Origin of the sequence: Kitasatospora sp. NPDC050463, from assembly GCF_040655255.1 — a bacterium.
Lineage (GTDB): Bacteria > Actinomycetota > Actinomycetes > Streptomycetales > Streptomycetaceae > Kitasatospora.
This window is the reverse complement of record NZ_JBFAJO010000011.1, coordinates 117,075-134,326: the sequence shown is the minus strand read 5'-3', so window position 1 is coordinate 134,326 and position 17,252 is coordinate 117,075. Positions and strand designations below refer to the sequence as shown.

The window sequence follows — 17,252 nt, the reverse complement described above, 5'->3', positions numbered from 1 at the left end:
CCCCGGCGCCGACCGCAGCTGAAGCCGGCCCGGGGCGGCAGGTCAGACCGGGTGGACCGGGACGGTGACCAGGACGGTGGCGCCGTCCAGGGTGCGGACCTCGAAGTGGTCGATGGCGCTGGGCGCGAACCCCGTGCCGCCGCTGGTCCGCAGGGCGGCCGGGCCCGCACCGGCGCTGCCGTAGCCGGCGGCCGGGACGCTCCAGGTGGTCACGGTCTGGCGCTCGCCGGTGTGCGAGACGGCGACCAGATCGCAGCTCAACGGGCCGCGGATATTGGTGAGTTCGAGACTGATCTGGCTGCCCCACCCCTTGCCGTCGACGCCGACGACGGCGTGGGCCCCGGTGGTCGCATCGGTCGCGGCGAACTGCTGGGACGCGACGGCGACCACGCCGGGGGTGGAGTCCGCGGTGACCACCACGGCGGTGACGGCCGGGCCGGCCACCACCATGACCGCCGCCACGGCGACCAGGGCCAGCCGTCGGACCTTGCCCCGGCGGCGGCCGGCGGAGACCTCGGCGACCAGCCGGTCCAGCAGCAGCGCGTCCGGCCGGGGCGCCGGCCCCGCCGGGTCCAGCCCCGCGTCCTCAGCGGAGGCCGCGTACTCGGCCAGCAGCGGCTCCACGAAGCCGAGTTCGCCCACTTCTTCGGTGCACTGCGGGCAGTCGGCCAGGTGCGCCGCGAACGCGACGCGCTCGGCCGGGTCGAGCAGGCCGAGGACGTAGGCGCCGACGTCGAGGTGCTCGCCGCCGGGGGTGCGGTCCTGCTCGGGGCCGGTCGGTCCGGGCCTGGACGATGTCACGATGTCACTCCCCGTTCCTCCAGCGCGAGCTTGAGCGAGCGCAGTGCGTAGAACACCCGCGACCGTACGGTACCGGCCGGGATGCCGAGTTCGGTGGCCGCCTCGTTCACCGTGCGGCCCTTGAAGTACGTCTCGACGATGACCTGCCGGTGCGCCTCCGAGAGGTCTCCGAGCGCCTCCGAGATGGTCATCAGCCGCAGCGCCCGGTCGAGTTCGTCCTCTGCGGGCAGCAGCTCCAGCGGCGAGGGGTCCACCTCGCGCGGCCGGGCCTGGCTGCTGCGGTGACCGTCGATGACGATCCGCCGTGCCACCGTCACCAGCCAGGGCCGCAGCGAGCCGACGGCCGGGTCGAGCCGGTCGATGTTGCGCCAGGCGCGGACCAGCGTCTCCTGCACCACGTCCTCGGCACGTTGGCGGTCCCCTGCGACCAGGTGGAGGACGAAGCCGAAGAGCGGCCCCGCGTGCTCGTGGTACAGGGCGCGCATCAGCTCTTCGTCCGGGGCTGCGCCGCCGCGTGCGGCCGCGCCGCCGCCACGGTGCTCGTCGGTCACGACGCCATTTTCACGCACCCGTACCTCCGGGTCGAGGGTTCCACATCCGGTCCGGACCGTCATCGGGGCGGATCAGTAGCCGCCGTAGCCACCGCCGGGGGTGGCGGGCGCGCTCGGGGTGGAGCTCGCGGCACCCGCCTTGCCGCCCGCCGGGGTCAGCACGAACCAGGTGCCGTCGACGCCCTGGCCCTTGGTGTCGCCGGGCTGCTTGTCGGGCGTGTAGCGGTAGGCCGGCCAGCCGTTCAGGGTGATCTGCTTGCTGCCGTCGGCCCGGGTGACGGTGCCGACCAGCTTGCTGTCGATGCCCTTGACGGTGACCGAGCCGTCGGCCGGGACGGGTGGCCAGATCGAGGCGCAGTTTCCGTTGCAGTTGGACATCGGGGGCTGCGCGGTGTCCGCGTCGAAGCGGTAGAGGGTGAAGCCGGCACTGTCGGTCACGATGGTGCCGAGCTTGGGGTCGGTGGCCGTCTTCAGGGTGGCGGTGTCCGGGGTGCTGGGGCTGCTCGGCGTCGCGGGTGCCGTCGAGGTGGCGCCGGAGCCGGCGGGCGTCGAGGATCCCGAACCGCCGGAGCCGGACGACCCGCACCCGGCGACCAGGGCGGCCACCGCGATCCCGGACGCGGCGACTACGGCGATCCGGTTGGTGCGACTGGTGCGACTGGTGCTGTGCATGGGCTCTTCTCCCCCGGTGGACGCGCACGGCCGCCTCTGGACGCGGGCCGCACTGTTCGTACCGCGCTGCCGCGGACACCCACCTGTACGGACGCGGGCGGCGGAGCGCTCAACGCGCGGCCGGGAATCTTCGGAATAGTGCGCGGGCGGTCGCGGTTGTGGCGGGCAGATGGCCCTGAAACGCCACCCCCGGAAGGGCAGGAACCGCGAGATGAGCAACACGGTCGAGCTGACCAAGGAGAACTTCGACGACATCGTCCCTGGCCAGGACGGTAAGGACTTCGTCTTCATCGACTTCTGGGCGGCCTGGTGCGGCCCGTGCCGGCAGTTCGCGCCGGTGTACGAGAAGGCCGCCGAGCGCCACTCGGACCTGGTCTTCGCCAAGGTCGACACCGAGGCGGAGCAGGAGCTGGCCGCCGCCTTCGGCATCCAGTCGATCCCGACGCTGGCGATCATCCGCGAGGGGGTGCTGGTCTTCTCGCAGGCGGGTGCGCTGCCGGAGGCCGTCTTCGAGGATCTGATCGGGCAGGCGCGCAAGCTGGACATGGACGAGGTGAAGCGCAAGGTGGCGGCGGAGCAGAACGGCGGCCACGAGGCCTGACCGCCCGGCGGACGTCGGTGCGGCCCCGACGACCCGAGCGGTCCGGCGCCGTCTGACCAGTCCGCCGTGCGGGTGACCTCGCGACGGTAGGCCCGGGTGGCGAGTGCCCCCGGGCCCGTCGGCGTTCCCGGGGTGGGGATCGTCCGGTCAGGTTGCCGCCAGGCGGGCCGCGAGGCCGTCCAGGAGCAGGCGCAGGGCGAGTTCGAAGCCGCGTTCGTCCAGCCCCGGTGCTCCGGTGCCGGGCCCGCCGCCGCGTGCGGCGGAGGCCTCCAGCGCGTCGGCGAGGGCCGGGTAGCGCGGCCGGTAGTCGGCCGAGGATCGGGTGAAGCCCGCGGTGAAGGTCTCCAGCGCGGAGCCGAGCACCAGGTAGTCGATCGCGGCCGCGGCCTCGGCGGCGTCGGCGGGCGCGAGGCCGGCCCGGCCCAGCGCGCCGAGCAGGGCGTCGTAGCCCAGCAGTTGGCGTTCGGCCTCGACCCGGCGGCGGGCGAGCAGCGCGATGGTGTGGGGGTGGCGCAGGAAGGCGGCGCGGTAGCCGCGTACGTAGGCGGTGAGCCCGGTCCGCCAGTCGCCGCCGGTGCCGCCGGTGCCGCCGGTGCCACTGAGCGGTCGGAGGTCGATCCCGGCGTTGACGAGTTCGGCGAGCCCGTCGATCAGCTCGTCCTTGCCGCTCACGTGGTTGTAGAGCGAGGCCGCCTTCACGCCCAGCCGGTCGGCGACGGCGCGCATGGTGAGGCCGTCGGAGCCCTGTTCGTCGACCACGTCGAGGGCGGCCCTGGCGATGATCTCCCTGCTCAGCAATGCCCTGGTCGGTCGTCCCACGCTCTTCGCCCCTCCCTGCCGGCTGCGTCGCCCCACGGTAGTACAGGCCGGTCTCGTGTGACTCCCAGCGATAGCCGTCACCTACGTGGTCAGGTCATGACGAAGGGCGGTGAACGTGACCTCCCCGCTCGCTGGCGGGTCCCGGGTGAGGGACTGTACGAACGTTGGCTCTGTCGCACGTCCGGTGAGTCCCTGGCCCGGAGTCAGCCGACGGCGTCTTCCCCTGTGCGGGCTCCCGTGGCGTGTCGCCTCAGTACCAGACGGAGAACGTGGCGTCGGCTCTGCCGGCGGCGGTGGAGATCGGGTCGATGCGCAGCGCGTAGTCGAAGTGCCGGATGTAGCGGTCCGGGTAGTTGTAGGAGCGGAACGATGACCAGGACGGGTCGGCGAGCCCGGCGGTCTTGTGGAAGGTGGCGTCCTGGGCGAACTTCGTGGTGCCGTCGTTGACGTCCAGTCGCAGCTGGTAGTAGGCGTGCTGCAGATAGCGGGTCGGCTGGTTGACGGACTGGAAGGGGCGCGGGGCAGGGCAGTGCGGGCGGCACCGTTCCGGGCCGTTCAACCGGAGGTGACGCCACTGTTTCGCTCGTGTGAGATTGTTAACGCTCACAATTCAGCCGGGCAAGAGGCAGGTCCGCCGTTACCCAATCTTGATCCGCTGGGCCCGGGCGGAGTAGATCCGGTCCACCTCGACGTGACAGGAGCCCGCTGGAGCCTCGGGAACGCCGAAGCCGTCCTCGAACTCCGCGCCGTCCAGGCCGATGAGGACCTCGACGCCCACCTCGCCCACCACCACACCCGCGAACACCAGCGCGCCTACGCCGACCAGCACAACCTCCAACTCGGAGCATGATCAACGGCCTTCCCCCAAAGAGGATCCGCACCCCGCAGTGACGCCACCTTCGGCGTGGCCAGCCGACCCAACCGGGGTGCCGACGCCTCACCAGAAGCGTCGGCATCCCCCTTTTCCGCCTCCCCACGCCCGCCGCACGCAAGTTGGACCGACCGGCAGCAGGCGACCGCTGTCATGCGATGGGCGGAGTGGATGCAGTGCGGGCACGAGCCCAGGTGATCGTGGAGCCCTACGTCAGTGATCGCGAACGACGGTCGTGCCCGCCCCACCGTCCCGGATATCGCAGCCAACTCGGGCCACGGTCACCGGATTCACTCCACCCGGGCCCAACGGATCAAGATTGGGTAACGGCCGACCTACCTCTTGCCCGCTGAATTGTGAGCGTTAACAATCTCACAGGGGCGAAACGGCGGCGTCATCTCCGGTTCATCGAACGGCCGGGAGGCGGTGCTGCCCGGACTGCCCCGCCCCGCGCCCCTTCCGCGTCGTGCGGTGGCCGTCCACCCACGGTGCCACCCTCCGAACGACAGGAACTTCCCCATGTTCGCGCTACGCGCACGGCTGTCGGCGACACTGCTCGCCGTATGCCTCCTCTTCACAGGGCTGGCCGCGATGGCCGCACCCCAGCGGGCCGCCGCCGCCGGCGCCGAACCCGGCTACCTGATGGTGCACTTCACCGGGGAGGGGGCGACCAACCAGCAGATGTACCTGTCCCACAGCACGGACGGTGTGCACTGGAACGACCTCAACGGCGGAGGCATGGTCCTGCGCTCCCCGGTCGGCACGAAGGGGGTACGCGACCCCGCACTGGTGCGCTCCCCCGACGGGAGCAAGTACTGGATCGTCGCGACCGACCTGTGCATCGGCTGCGGACAGAACTGGGACGGCTCCATCAACAACGGCAGCCGCAACCTCGTGGTGTGGGAGTCGACCGACCTGGTCACCTGGTCGCAGCCGTGGCTGCTCAACGTCGCCGGCGCGATCCCCGACGGCCGCAACGCCTGGGCACCGGAGGCGATCTGGAACCCTGAGACCAACGACTACGTCCTGTACTGGGCGACGAACGTGCCCCTCAACGGCGTGAAGAAGCACCGCATCTTCTACGCCCGCACCAGCGACTTCCGCACCATCACCACCCCGCAGACCTACATCGAGCGCCCCGGCACCCAGGAAATCATCGACACCCAGATCATCGAGGTCCCGTCAGGCGTCGGCAACTACCGCTACGTGCGGGCCTCCGGCGACGGCCAGATCACCCTCGAAGGCAGCAACTCGATCCTCGGCACCTGGACGAACCTCGGCAACCTCTCCGGCATCGGTCTGACCGGGGCGATGGTCGAGGGCCCCATGTGGATGAAGTTCAACGGCACCGACAAGTGGGCCCTCTACCTCGACCAGTACGCCACCAACGGCGGCTACATGCCCGTCCTGACGACCGACCCGTCCAACCCCGCCGCCTACCAGAAGCAGGCCTCAGGCAGCTACACCATGGGCGGCACGAAGAAGCGCCACGGCTGGATCCTGAACCTGACGGCCGCCGAGGAGAGCCGGGTGCTCGCCCGCTGGCCCAACACTCCGGCCCAGCGGCTCCAGTCGTTCAACTTCCAGGACCGGTACGTGCGGCAGACCAACTTCGACGTGCGCATCGACCCGAACGTCAGCCCGCTCGACGACTCCCAGTTCCGGCTGCGGACCGGCCTGGCGGGCACCGGCACCGTCTCCTTCGAGTCGGTGAACATGCCCGGGTACTTCCTGCGGCACTCCGACTACGACTTCCAGCTCGCCCACAACGACGGCACCACCCAGTTCGCCGCGGACGCCACCTTCCGCCAGGTCGCCGGACTCGCCGACCCGAGCTGGTCATCCTTCCAGTCCTACAACTTCCCGGACCGCTACATCCGGCACTACGCGTACGAGTTGCGGCTCGACCCGATCACCACCACCACGGCCCGCGGCGACGCCACCTTCCGCGTGACCAGCTGACCCGACGCCGACAAGGACGTGCGCACCGGCTCCGGCCAGGCGGGCTGCGCTCGCGCACCGGCCCGGCCTTGTCCAGCGCGCACGGTCCGACGGGCCGGCAGCGATACGCAACGCGGCGGGGGCCGCCGGCTCCCGCCGCGGCGGTGAGAGACGGAGCCGTCCGACATGTCGGCACGGCATGACGGGCCGGGTGCCGGCACCTTGACCGAGGCGTCGCCCACCCTTCCACAGCCAGGTCTTCTTCAGGGGATGTGAAACCATGCACAGCGCAATAGCTCAGCGCCGCCGGAGATTACCGCAGGGCGCTCTGGCCGCCGTGGCCGCCGCAGTCTCGCTCCTGGTGAGCGTCGTCGCTCCGGCGGCCCCCGCCGGGGCGACGGAGATCACCGACGGCCTGGCCATCTGGTACAAACTCGACGCCACCTCGGGCACCGTGGCGGCGGATGCCTCGGGCCACGGCAGAGACGGAACCGTGAACGGCACTGCGGGCTGGTCGGGTTCCGGTGAAGGGCTCACGTTCAACGGGTCCAGCACCTACATCAAGGTGCCGGACAACGTCATGAGCGGCATGAACTCGATCACCGTCTCGATGGACGTGCAGATCGACGCCGCCCAGGCCACGCCCTACTTCCTCTACGGCTTCGGCAACACCAGCAACGGCGCCGGCAACGGGTACCTGTTCACCACCGGAAACTCGTTCCGGACCGCCATCACCTCCGGGAGCCCGTCCACCGAGCAGAACACCGCCGCCCCGGGCGCACTGCAGCGCTCGGTCTGGAAGCACGTCACCTACACCCAGACGGGCAACACGGGCGTCCTCTACCGGGACGGGGTGGAGGTGGCCCGCAACACGGCGGTCACCACCACCCCCGGTTCCATCGGGTCCGGCACCACCACGGCCAACTACGTCGGCAAGTCGGTCTTCACCGGTGACAAGCTCTTCAAGGGCAAGATGCGCGACTTCCGGGTCTACGACCGCGCGCTGGCGCCCGGCGAGGTCCTCGAACTCAGCGGGAACACCGCGGGCATCGCGAAAGTCACCCACCCCGCGCTGAAGACCGACGCCATCATCGACGACGCCAACAGCAAGATCACGCTGCCGGTGAGCGAGGGCACGGATGTCACCGCGCTCGCTCCGCAGTTCACCCTCGCCCAGCGCTCGTCCATCAGTCCGGCCTCCGGCACCCCACGCGACTTCACCGATCCCGTGACGTACGAGGTGACCGGCTCCGACGGGACGAAGCGCACCTGGACGGTCGAGGCGCTGGTCATGAGGAGCCCGGTCCTGCCGGGGCTCACCGCCGACCCGAACATCGTCCGCTTCGGCGACACGTACTACATCTACCCGACCACCGACGGCTTCGCGGGCTGGAGCGGTACCCAGTTCAAGGCGTACTCCTCCAAGGACCTGGTCCACTGGAGGGACCACGGCGTCATCCTCGACCTCGGCCCTGACATCAGCTGGACCAACAGCCGGGCCTGGGCCCCGACGACGACCGCGAAGAACGGGAAGTACTACTTCTACTACTCCGCCGACACGAACATCGGCGTCGCGGTCTCCGACTCGCCCACCGGCCCGTTCACGGACCCCCTGGGCAAGCCGCTGATCGCCCGCGGCGCCTATCCCGGCCAGATGATCGACCCGGCGGTCTTCACCGACGACGACGGCCAGTCGTACCTCTACTGGGCCAACGGCCGGGCCTACGTGGTCCCGCTGAACGACGACATGGTCTCCTTCGACGCTTCCAAGGTCACCGAGATCACCCCGCGCGGCTACCGCGAGGGCTCTTTCGTCATCAAGCGCAAGGGCACCTACTACTTCATGTGGTCGGAGAACGACACGCGTGACGAGAACTACCGCGTCGCCTACGCCACCGGGCCCTCCCCCACCGGTCCCTGGACCAACCGAGGCGTGATCCTGGAGAAGGACCTCGCCCTCGGCATCAAGGGCACCGGCCACCACTCCGTGGTCCAGGTGCCCGGCACCGACGACTGGTACATCGCCTACCACCGTTTCGCCATCCCCGGCGGAGACGGCACCCACCGCGAAACCACCATCGACAAGCTGGAGTTCGACTCCGACGGCCTGATCAAGAAGGTCGTCCCCACCCTGAGCGGCATCGACCCGGTCTCCGGCGGCACCGCCCTGCCGACGGACACCACCCGATCGCTCCGGTCGGTCAACTTCCCGGGCCGCTACGCCGTCGTGCGGTCGGACGGCCGCGGCTACATCGACCCGGTGACGTCCACCAGCACCACCGCGGTCAAGCGGAGCGCCACCTTCACGATCGTCCCCGGTCTGGCCGATGGAAGCTGCTACTCGTTCCGTGACGCGTCCGGCCGCTACCTGCGCCACCTGGACTACCGGATCCGCTTCGACGCGAGCAACGGCACGACGGTCTTCAACAGGGACGCCACCTACTGCGCCCGCCCCGGTTCGGCCACCGGCTCGGTCAGCCTGGAGTCGTACAACTACCCCGGCCGCTTCCTCCGCCACTACGACTACGAGCTGCGCATCGACCCCTACCAGGACAACGCCACCTTCCGCGCCGACAGTTCCTTCACGGCGGTCAGCCCCTGGGCCTGATCGGTTCCCACGCTCACCAGGTGGCCCGCACGGCGAAGCCCTGCGGGCCACCCGCCCGCCTAGCGTGACGAGCCGCCCGATGATCTTGGTGGCAACTCTCGCCGTCCGTGCCAACGACAGAGAGAAGTCGCCTCTCGACTCTTCCCATGCCCCGGGTGGGGGGTTTACCGTCCCTGACTAACAAAGTTAGTTTTCTGTGGCGGGCCCGTCCGAGGGGCTCACCACGGGCGACGGCAAGGTGGAACGCCCCATGACCGACAACCTCCCGAGAGCCCGCGGCGCCGCGGCGCCCGGCACCCCGAACAGCACCCGGCCCCGTACCGTCACCGACCCAGGCGGCAGCGGCACCGACGCCGGCCCGGGCGGCAGCGGCACCGACGCCGAGCGGCTCGCCGCCCTCGGCTACCGCCAGGAACTGCGCCGCAGCCTCGGCGTGCTCGGCAACATCTCGATGGGCTTCGCCGTCGTCTCCCCCGTGGTCGGCCTCTACGCCGTCGGCCAGGTCGGCCTCGGTGTGGCCGGCGGCGCCTGGGTCTGGGCGCTGCCGGTCTGCCTCCTCGGCCAGATGCTGGTGGTGGCGGTCTACTCCGAACTCGCCTCGCAGTGGCCACTGGCCGGCGGCGCCTACCAGTGGAGCCGACGCCTCACCGGGCCGACCTTCGCCTGGCTGACCGGCTGGATGTGGCAGTTCGCGGTGATGTTCGCCAACACCACCGTCGCCTATCTGGCCTCGCCGTGGTTCTTCGCGCTCTTCGGACTGACCCCGACACCCGCGCAGCTGGTGCTGGTGTCGGCGGCGTTCCTGCTCGCCTGCACACTGGTCAACGCCTACGGCGTCAACGTGCTGCGCCGGTTCGTCTCCCTGGGCATCGCCGCCGAGGCGGTCGCCTCCGTGCTGGTCGGCTTCGCGCTGCTGCTGCTCTTCCGGGCCCACGGCCTCGGCCTGCTCACCGACCTGCTGGACGCCCCCGCCACTGCCGGGGTCTCCACCGGAGCGGCCTTCCTGGCCGTGATCGCCGTCGGCGGCTGGGCGTTCATCGGCTTCGACGCGTGCGTCTCCACCGCCGAGGAGACCAAGGACGCGGGCCGGCAGGTGCCGCGGGCGATGTGGTGGGCGCTGCTGAGCGTCGGCGTCGTGGTGATCCTGAACGCCGTCGCCGTGGAACTCGCCCACCCCGACCCGGCCGCCGTGGTGCGCGGGGAGGACCTCGACCCGGTCACCACCGCCGTCACCTCGGCCTTCGGCGACTGGTCCGCCAAGCCGTTCGTGGTGGTCGTGCTGATCTCGTTCACCGCCTGCCTGCTGGCCTCGCAGGGCGGCGCCGCCCGCGGCCTCTACTCGCTGGCCCGGGACGGCGTCTTCCCGTTCGCCGAGCGGGTCCGCCGGGTCAACCGGCACCGGGCACCGATCGGCGGGCTGGTCACGGCCACCCTGGTCAGCGCGGCCGCGCTGCCGCTCGGGCTGGAGTCCACCGCGATGGGGAGCCTGATCGCCTTCGGCACCGCCGCGACCTTCCTGCCGTTCTTCCTGCTCAGCCTGGCCGCGCTGGTCGCCCGGCTACGCGGCGTCTGGCGCCCGTCCGGCCAGGTCTCGTACGGGCGCGCCGGAACGGTGGTCAACGCCCTGGCGGTGCTGTGGACCGGCCTGGAGGTGGTCAACATCTGCTGGCCGCGCAGCATCCTGGCGCCGCCCGGCGCGCCCTGGTACCAGGTGTGGGCCGCCGTGCTGGGCGTCGGCCTGGTGACCCTGGCGGGCCTCGGCTATCTGCTGGTCCGCCGCCCGCAGCAGCGGATGCGCACCGGCGACGCCGACGAACGGTCGGGCGTGGACGAACTCGCCCCCGCCGTGCACTGAAGCCCTGAAGCACTCAGGCACTCAGGCACTCAGGCACTGGAGCACTCAGGCAGGGCCACGCCGGCCCCGGCGGGCGCTACCCCGGTTCGGCCCACCCGGCGAGCCGGGCGGCGAGCGCCCGGACCTCCTCACGCAGCGCGTCCGGGCGCCGGACGGTGAACGGGCGGCCGTACCCGGCCAGCATCACCGCGACCCCGTCGAGGTTCTGGGCCCGGGCGCGGAGCAGGACGCGCCCGTCCTCGGTCTCGGTGAGCGACCCGACGACGGGCGGGATGCGCTGCCGGGCGTCGGCGAGGGTGGTCGTGAGGACGACCTCCACCTCGTGCGTCCACGGCACCGAGGCCAGCGACTCCACCACCCGCTGGACCGGGTCGAAGCCCTCCGGCGACTCGAAGGCGGTCGCGCTCGGCTCGACGGCCTCGATCCGGTCCAACCGGAAGGTCCGCAGCTCACCGCTGCGGTGGTCCAGTCCGGTGGTGTACCAGCGGCCCGAGTGGAAGACCAGCCCGTACGGGTCGAACTCGCGCTCGCTCGGCTCGCCCAGCCGGTCGCGGTAGGCGAGCCGGACCCGGCGCCGGCGGCGGGTCGCCTCGGCGAGCGCGAACAGCGCGGTGGCGGCCGGGCTCGGGCCGGCGGCGGGCGCCGAGGTCAGCCCGAGGGTCTGTTCCACCGCCGCGACGTGCTCGCGCAACTGCGTCGGCAGCACCCGTTGGATCTTGGCGAGCGCCGATTCGGCGGCCTGCTCCCCCACCGACAGCCCCGAGCGGCGCCCGGCCAGCAGTCCGAGCACCACCGAGGCCGCCTCGTCCGCGGTGAGCATCAGCGGCGGCAGCCGGAAGCCGGGGCGCAGCCGGTAGCCGCCGTACCGGCCGCGGTCGGCCTGGACGGGGATGCCGAGGTCGGCCAGCCGGGCCGCGTACCGGCGCACCGTGCGCTCGTCCACCTCCAGGCGGGCGGCCAGCTCGGCGCCGGTGAGGCCGGGCCGGGCCTGGAGCAGCTCCAGCAGGGCGAGGACGCGGCTGACCGGGTGGTTCATCGGCTCCCCCTTCGTCGTCCGGTTCGTCGGCCGGTTCGTCGGCCGGCCGGACCGGACGACGAACTAATCCGGGCGAGATCTGTCCGGTTCCGATCCTAGAGTCGTTCATGACGGTTCCCCCCGACAAGGAGTAGCCCCCATGAGCACCTTCGTACTCGTCCCCGGTTTCTGGCTGGGCGCCTGGGCGTGGGACGACGTCGCGCGCCCGCTGCGCGAGGCCGGGCACACCGTCCATGCGGTGACCCTCACCGGGATGGCCGAGCGCTCCGCCGAGGCCGGGCCGGAGGTCGGCCTGGAGACCCACATCGCCGACCTCACCGACCTGCTGACGCGCGAGGACCTGTGGGACGTCGTCCTCGTCGCCCACAGCGGCGGCAGCACCCCGGTCACCGGCGCGGCCGACCGGATGCCCGAGCGGATCCGGCGCGTGGTCTACCTCGACAGCGGTCCCGTCCCCGACGGGGCCGCGCTGGGCGACCTCTGGGAGGCCGACCACCGGGCCCACGTCATGGCGACCCTGGTCGACGGCTGGCGTCACCCGATGCCGTCCTGGGAGGAGTTCGCCGCCTCCGGCACCAGTGCGGACGGGCTGGACGACGCCGCCCGGGCCGCCGTCCGCGAGCGCGCCACCGACCAGCCGGTCGCCACCTTCACCGACCCGCTGCGGCTGACCGGCGCCGGGGCGGCCCTGCCGAAGGCGCTGGTCTCCTGCTCGTTCCCGCTGGAGCAGGTCCGCGCCATGATCGCCTCCGGTCATCCGTACTTCTCACGGCTCGGCGGTCCGGAGTGGGAGCTGCGCGAGCTGCCGACCGGGCACTGGCCGATGTTCTCGCGGCCGGCGGAGACGGCGGCGGTGCTGGCGGAGCTCGCGGCGGTCACCGGACCGGCGGGCTCGGCGGGCTCGGCGGGGCGGTGACCCGGCGGCGGCGGTCCCGGTGGGCCGCCGCCGCGCTCCTCGGACCGCTCGGACCGCTCGATTCGCTCGGGCCGGTCCGCTCGGCAGGTCGGCTCAGCCGTCCGCTCGTCGGACCGCTCCGTGCGCGCCCGGCCACTTGCCCCACGGCGCACTCGCCCGCGTGTTCGGCTGCGCGGGGCGGCCCCGGCGGCGCAGGATGGGCACGGCGCCCGTGCCCCCGGGGCGCCCCGTGACACCGAACGAGAGCGAGGCCCGCCCGCCATGAGCCCGACCCCGACCAGCCCGACGAGCTCCGAGGCGGCCGTGGCCGCGCCGGAGTTCCGGCGGGTCACCACCGCCGTGGTGACCGGCAGCAGCACCGACGCGCCGTTCCACGTCGACGTGAAGGCCGGCGCGCACCCCCTGACCGCCGACGAGCCGGTGCGGCGCGGCGGTTCGGACAGTGGGCCGGAGCCGTTCGCACTGCTGCTCGCCGGGCTCGGCTCGTGCACCGCGATCACCCTGCGGATGTACGCGGAGCGCAAGGAGTGGCCGTTGGAGGCCGTCCGGGTCAGGCTCCAGTACGAGACGGACGGGAGCCGCGGGCGGGTCTCCCGCCTGGTCTCGCTCACCGGCGCACTCGACGACGCCCAGCGGGCCCGGCTGCTGGACGTCTGCGAACGCACCCCCGTCACCCTGGCCCTGCGCGCCGGGGTGACCATCGACACGACGGAGGACCGCGCATGACGACCACGCCCGAGGAGTACGACGTCATCGTGGTGGGCGCCGGCCCGACCGGCGAGAACGTGGCCGACCGGACCGCCGCCGCCGGGCTGCGCACGGTGATCGTCGAGGCCGAACTGGTCGGCGGCGAGTGCTCGTACTGGGCCTGCATGCCGAGCAAGGCGCTGTTGCGCCCGGTGGCCGCTCTGGCCGGCGCCCGCGCCGTGGCCGGTGCGCGCGAGGCCGTCGGCGGCGCCGCCCTGGACCCGGCCGCCGTACTGGCCCGGCGCGACTCGTTCGCCTCGCACTGGCAGGACGACGGCCAGGTCCGGTGGCTGCGCGACACCGGCATCGAGCTGGTCCGCGGACACGGCCGGCTGGTCGGCGAACGGGCGGTCACGGTCGAGGCCGAGGACGGCTCCGAGCGGCTGCTCACCGCCCGGCACGCCGTCGCGATCTGCACCGGCAGCCGGCCGGTGCTGCCGGAGGGCGTCCCCGGGCTGGCCGAGGCCCGGCCGTGGACCAACCGGGAGGCGACCGGCGCGCCCGCGGTGCCCGGGCGTCTCGCCGTGGTCGGCGGCGGCGTGGTCGGCGTGGAGCTGGCCACCGCCTGGCGCGCGCTCGGCGCGGAGGTCGTCCTGCTGGTGCGCGGTGACGCGCTGCTGCCCCGGATGGAGCCGTTCGCGGGCGAGCTGGTCGCGGAGGGCCTGAAGGCCGCCGGAGTCGACCTGCGCTTCGGGACCGAGGTGGCCTCGCTGGAACGCGTCGACGGCGCCGGGGTGACCCTGGTGCTCGGCGACGGCGAGCGGCTGACCGCCGACGAGGTGCTGTACGCGACCGGCCGCGCCCCGCGCACGGCCGACGTCGGGCTGGAACAGGTCGGCCTGAAGCCGGGCTCCTGGATGGACGTGGACGACAGCTGCACCGTGCTCGGCGTCGACGGCGACTGGCTGTACGCGGCCGGGGACGTGAACCACCGGGCCCTGCTCACCCACCAGGGCAAGTACCAGGCCCGGATCGCGGGCGCGACGATCGTCGCGCGCGCTGAGGGGCGGCCGCTGGACACCGCGCGCTGGGGCGCGCACGCCGCGTCCGCCGACAGCGCCGGAGCGCCGCAGGTCGTCTTCACCGAGCCGGAGGTGGCGGCCGTCGGACTGACGTCGGAGGCCGCCGAGCGGGCCGGACTGCGGGTCAGGTCGATCGACCACGATCTCGGCGCCGTCGCCGGCGCCTCGCTCTACGGCGACGACTACCGGGGCCGGGCCCGGGTGGTCTTCGACCTGGACCGCCAGGTGCTGGTCGGCGCCTCCTTCGTCGGCCCCGGGGTCGCGGAGCTGCTGCACTCGGCCACCGTCGCGGTGGTCGGTGAGGTGCCGATCGACCGGCTCTGGCACGCCGTGCCCGCGTACCCCACGATCAGCGAGGTGTGGCTGCGCCTGCTGGAGGGCTGCCGGGGCTGAGCGTGCCCGGCAGCCGGGGCTCGGGCCACGGCCCGGGCTGCGGCTGCGGCGGTCCCCGGCGCGGCGAGGTGTGGCCCCGGGCGGTCAGCGGGAGACTGGCCGGTGGGGGGTGTCCGGTGGGGGCCGTTTCACCGACCAGGTGGTGGCTGGCATGACCGAGGTGCTGTTGACCGTCGGAACCGAGAAGGGCCTCTTTCTCGGCCGCAGCCGAGACCGGCTGAACTGGGAGTTCAGCGGGCCGCACTTCCCGATGAACGCGATCTACTCCGTCTCGATCGACCGCCGGGCCGACCGGGTCCGGCTGCTGGTCGGGGCGGACAGCAGCCACTGGGGCCCGTCGGTCTGGCGCTCGGACGACCTCGGCGCGCACTGGACCGAGCCGTCCAGACCCGCCGTCCGCTTCCCCGAGCACACCGGTGCCTCGCTCACCCGGGTCTGGCAGCTCCAGCCGGCCGGCGACGAGGCACCCGGCGTGGTCTACGCGGGCACCGAACCGGCGGCGCTGTTCCGCTCCGAGGACGGCGGCGAGACCTTCGCCCTGGTCGAACCGCTCTGGAACCACCCGCAGCGGTCCGAGTGGGGCGCCGGGTACGGCGGCCAGGGGCTGCACACGATCCTCACCGACCCGCGCGACGCCGGGCGGCTGCTGGTCGCCGTCTCCAGCGGCGGCGTCTACCGGAGCAAGGACGGCGGCGCGAGCTGGGAGCCCTCCAACACCGGACTGCGCGCGGAGTTCTTCCCGCAGGAACGCCAGTACCCCGAGTTCGGCCAGTGCGTGCACAAGATCGCACCGGACGCCGTCCGGCGGGACCGCCTCTACCTACAGAACCACGGCGGTGTCTACCGCAGTGACGACGCGGGTGCGAGCTGGCGGTCCGTCACCGACGGCCTGCCCGCCGACTTCGGCTTCGCCGTCGCCGCCCACCCGCGCCGGGCCGACACCGCCTACCTCTTCCCCCTCGGCGGCGCCGACGACCGCGTCCCGCCGGGCCGCCGCTGCCGGGTCTTCCGCACCGAGGACGGCGGGGACAGCTGGCACCCCCTCGCGAACGGCCTGCCGGGCGAGGACCACTACGGTGTCGTCCTGCGCGACGCCCTGCGCACCGACGACGCCGATCCGGCCGGCATCTACTTCGGCACCCGCACCGGCGAGGTCTACGGCAGCCCGGACGAGGGCGAGAGCTGGCGACTGCTGCTCGCCCACCTGCCGGACGTGCTCTGCGTCCGGGCGGCGACGGTGTCCTGACGCCGCGGCGGGTTCGGGGCGGCGCCCGGCACGCCGGTCCAGGCCTCCGCCGGCACCCCTTGATCTCCGGTGGCCTCCCGCCGATCATGGCGGGGAGGCAGACTGCTCCCGGAGATTGGACGGACCGGCATGGCCGAGACGGAACCCGACTGGCGGCTGGGACGCGACATCGACGGCCTTCCCGTGGTGCGCTACCAGCGCGGGGAGCGTGAAGGGCGGCCCTGGGCCAGCCTGTTGGAGGTGCTGGCCCCCGGGGCCCCGGGGGTCGGCGAGGCCGTCAGCACCGTCGACCCGGTGGAGTTCGTGCTCTCGGACATGTCGGGCTGGATCGTCTCCGGCTCCGTCGACTTCGGCGAGCGGCTGCTGCGGCGCGGGGCCCGCACGCTCCGGCTCGGTCACACCATGCTGCGGGACCTCGCCGGTGATCCGCCTCCCGCCGGGTGGGCCGACTGGGCCCGGACTCCCCTGCGCGACGGGTACCGCAGCGTGCCGTGCGACCGGGACGCCGGGGAGCTCGCCCCGGCGCTGGACGCGGCGTTCGGCCCCGGCCACCCGGACCACCGCCCCGATCGCGACGAGCAGAGCAGGCAGGAGGAGTTGCGCGACCTGCTGGCCGGTCGGGTCGTCGGCCCCGTGCTGCCGTCCAGCGCCCTGATCGTGGACGCGACCGACCAGGTCGTAGCCGGAGCCGTCGTCACCGACTTCGACGGCACGCCCTGGATCGCCCATGTCTTCCGACACCCCGGCCTCGGCTACCCCGGGCTCGGCCGCGACGTCATGCGCCGGGTGATGGCCGACCTCGCCGACCGCGGAAACCCCGGGATGGGCCTGGCCGTGACCGAGGGCAACTCGGCCCGCCGCCTGTACGAGTCGCTCGGCTTCCGGTTCACCAGGAGCACGCTGACAGTCGTCGTCCCCTGAGCACCCCGCCCGACCGACCGCGGACGGGACGGCGTCCCGGGCCGCAGGTCGGACCAGGCCCTCCGGGCGGGCGAGCTCCGGGACGGCGATCCCCACCGGCAGCACCGGGCCGGCCCCGACGAACAGGCCGCGGCCGCGCCGGACCCGGGCGATCAGCCCCGGGCTCGGCCCCTGGAGCAGGACGAGCCCGTCCGCGACGGCCTGCTCGGCCGCGCCGAGAGCGGGCAGCTGCGCCCGCCCGGGCCTTCCCTT

Annotated in this window: 15 protein-coding genes and 1 pseudogene; 9 read left to right on the top strand and 7 right to left on the bottom strand. The window is 72.8% G+C overall.

Going from position 1 to position 17,252, the window contains the following annotated elements:
• Positions 1 to 42 precede the first annotated feature (42 nt).
• From AB0J08_RS10005 to AB0J08_RS09995, 3 genes are read right to left on the bottom strand one after another with little or no spacing between them, the layout of a single operon-like run.
• The gene (locus tag AB0J08_RS10005) at positions 43 to 801 is read right to left on the bottom strand and encodes a zf-HC2 domain-containing protein (protein WP_360629852.1); all 759 of its coding nucleotides are present in this window, start codon (positions 799 to 801) and stop codon (positions 43 to 45) included.
• The gene (locus AB0J08_RS10000; protein WP_360629849.1) at positions 798 to 1,415 is read right to left on the bottom strand and encodes a sigma-70 family RNA polymerase sigma factor; all 618 of its coding nucleotides are present in this window, start codon (positions 1,413 to 1,415) and stop codon (positions 798 to 800) included. Before AB0J08_RS10000 ends, AB0J08_RS10005 begins: the two co-directional genes overlap by 4 nt.
• Before the next feature lie 9 nt (positions 1,416 to 1,424).
• Positions 1,425 to 2,024: a hypothetical protein gene (locus AB0J08_RS09995; RefSeq protein WP_360629846.1), complete on the bottom strand. Its 600-nt coding sequence runs from the start codon at positions 2,022 to 2,024 to the stop codon at positions 1,425 to 1,427.
• A 169-nt stretch (positions 2,025 to 2,193) separates the two neighbouring features.
• On the opposite strand from AB0J08_RS09995, the gene AB0J08_RS09990 reads away from it, so the two are divergent.
• Complete coding sequence (locus tag AB0J08_RS09990) at positions 2,194 to 2,625, top strand: thioredoxin domain-containing protein (protein ID WP_360629843.1); 432 nt, start codon at positions 2,194 to 2,196, stop codon at positions 2,623 to 2,625.
• A 147-nt stretch (positions 2,626 to 2,772) separates the two neighbouring features.
• Here AB0J08_RS09990 and AB0J08_RS09985 read toward each other — a convergent pair whose 3' ends face one another.
• From AB0J08_RS09985 to AB0J08_RS09975, 3 genes and pseudogenes are all read right to left on the bottom strand, one after another.
• Complete coding sequence (locus AB0J08_RS09985) at positions 2,773 to 3,444, bottom strand: TetR/AcrR family transcriptional regulator C-terminal domain-containing protein (RefSeq protein ID WP_360629840.1); 672 nt, start codon at positions 3,442 to 3,444, stop codon at positions 2,773 to 2,775.
• Between the two features lie 250 nt (positions 3,445 to 3,694).
• Positions 3,695 to 3,955: pseudogene (locus AB0J08_RS09980) on the bottom strand (AbfB domain-containing protein); the annotation flags it as partial.
• 126 nt (positions 3,956 to 4,081) lie between these two features.
• On the bottom strand, positions 4,082 to 4,282 hold the full coding sequence (locus AB0J08_RS09975; protein ID WP_360629837.1) for a hypothetical protein: 201 nt from the start codon (positions 4,280 to 4,282) through the stop codon (positions 4,082 to 4,084).
• 552 nt (positions 4,283 to 4,834) lie between these two features.
• On the opposite strand from AB0J08_RS09975, the gene AB0J08_RS09970 reads away from it, so the two are divergent.
• The 3 genes from AB0J08_RS09970 (at position 4,835) to AB0J08_RS09960 (ending at position 10,719) form a co-directional block, all read left to right on the top strand.
• Positions 4,835 to 6,277: a glycoside hydrolase family 43 protein gene (locus AB0J08_RS09970; RefSeq protein WP_360629834.1), complete on the top strand. Its 1,443-nt coding sequence runs from the start codon at positions 4,835 to 4,837 to the stop codon at positions 6,275 to 6,277.
• Between the two features lie 316 nt (positions 6,278 to 6,593).
• Entirely contained in the window at positions 6,594 to 8,864 is a 2,271-nt protein-coding gene (locus AB0J08_RS09965; RefSeq protein WP_360629831.1) for a family 43 glycosylhydrolase, read from the top strand.
• A 250-nt stretch (positions 8,865 to 9,114) separates the two neighbouring features.
• The gene (locus tag AB0J08_RS09960; protein ID WP_360629828.1) at positions 9,115 to 10,719 is read left to right on the top strand and encodes an APC family permease; all 1,605 of its coding nucleotides are present in this window, start codon (positions 9,115 to 9,117) and stop codon (positions 10,717 to 10,719) included.
• A gap of 76 nt (positions 10,720 to 10,795) precedes the next feature.
• Here AB0J08_RS09960 and AB0J08_RS09955 read toward each other — a convergent pair whose 3' ends face one another.
• The gene (locus tag AB0J08_RS09955; protein WP_360629825.1) at positions 10,796 to 11,755 is read right to left on the bottom strand and encodes a YafY family protein; all 960 of its coding nucleotides are present in this window, start codon (positions 11,753 to 11,755) and stop codon (positions 10,796 to 10,798) included.
• Between the two features lie 139 nt (positions 11,756 to 11,894).
• Between AB0J08_RS09955 and AB0J08_RS09950 the strand changes: the two genes are divergently transcribed.
• The 5 genes from AB0J08_RS09950 to AB0J08_RS09930 all read left to right on the top strand — a co-directional run bounded on the left by AB0J08_RS09950 (position 11,895) and on the right by AB0J08_RS09930 (position 17,000).
• On the top strand, positions 11,895 to 12,671 hold the full coding sequence (locus AB0J08_RS09950) for an alpha/beta fold hydrolase (protein ID WP_360629822.1): 777 nt from the start codon (positions 11,895 to 11,897) through the stop codon (positions 12,669 to 12,671).
• Positions 12,672 to 12,932: 261 nt separating this feature from the next.
• The gene (locus AB0J08_RS09945; RefSeq protein ID WP_360629819.1) at positions 12,933 to 13,397 is read left to right on the top strand and encodes an OsmC family protein; all 465 of its coding nucleotides are present in this window, start codon (positions 12,933 to 12,935) and stop codon (positions 13,395 to 13,397) included.
• Positions 13,394 to 14,833 (top strand): NAD(P)/FAD-dependent oxidoreductase, encoded by a 1,440-nt coding sequence (locus tag AB0J08_RS09940; RefSeq protein WP_360629816.1) that lies wholly within the window; start codon positions 13,394 to 13,396, stop codon positions 14,831 to 14,833. Before AB0J08_RS09945 ends, AB0J08_RS09940 begins: the two co-directional genes overlap by 4 nt.
• Positions 14,834 to 14,984: 151 nt before the next feature.
• On the top strand, positions 14,985 to 16,079 hold the full coding sequence (locus AB0J08_RS09935) for an exo-alpha-sialidase (RefSeq protein WP_360629813.1): 1,095 nt from the start codon (positions 14,985 to 14,987) through the stop codon (positions 16,077 to 16,079).
• Between the two features lie 129 nt (positions 16,080 to 16,208).
• Positions 16,209 to 17,000 (top strand): GNAT family N-acetyltransferase, encoded by a 792-nt coding sequence (locus tag AB0J08_RS09930; RefSeq protein WP_360629811.1) that lies wholly within the window; start codon positions 16,209 to 16,211, stop codon positions 16,998 to 17,000.
• Positions 17,001 to 17,252 lie beyond the last annotated feature (252 nt).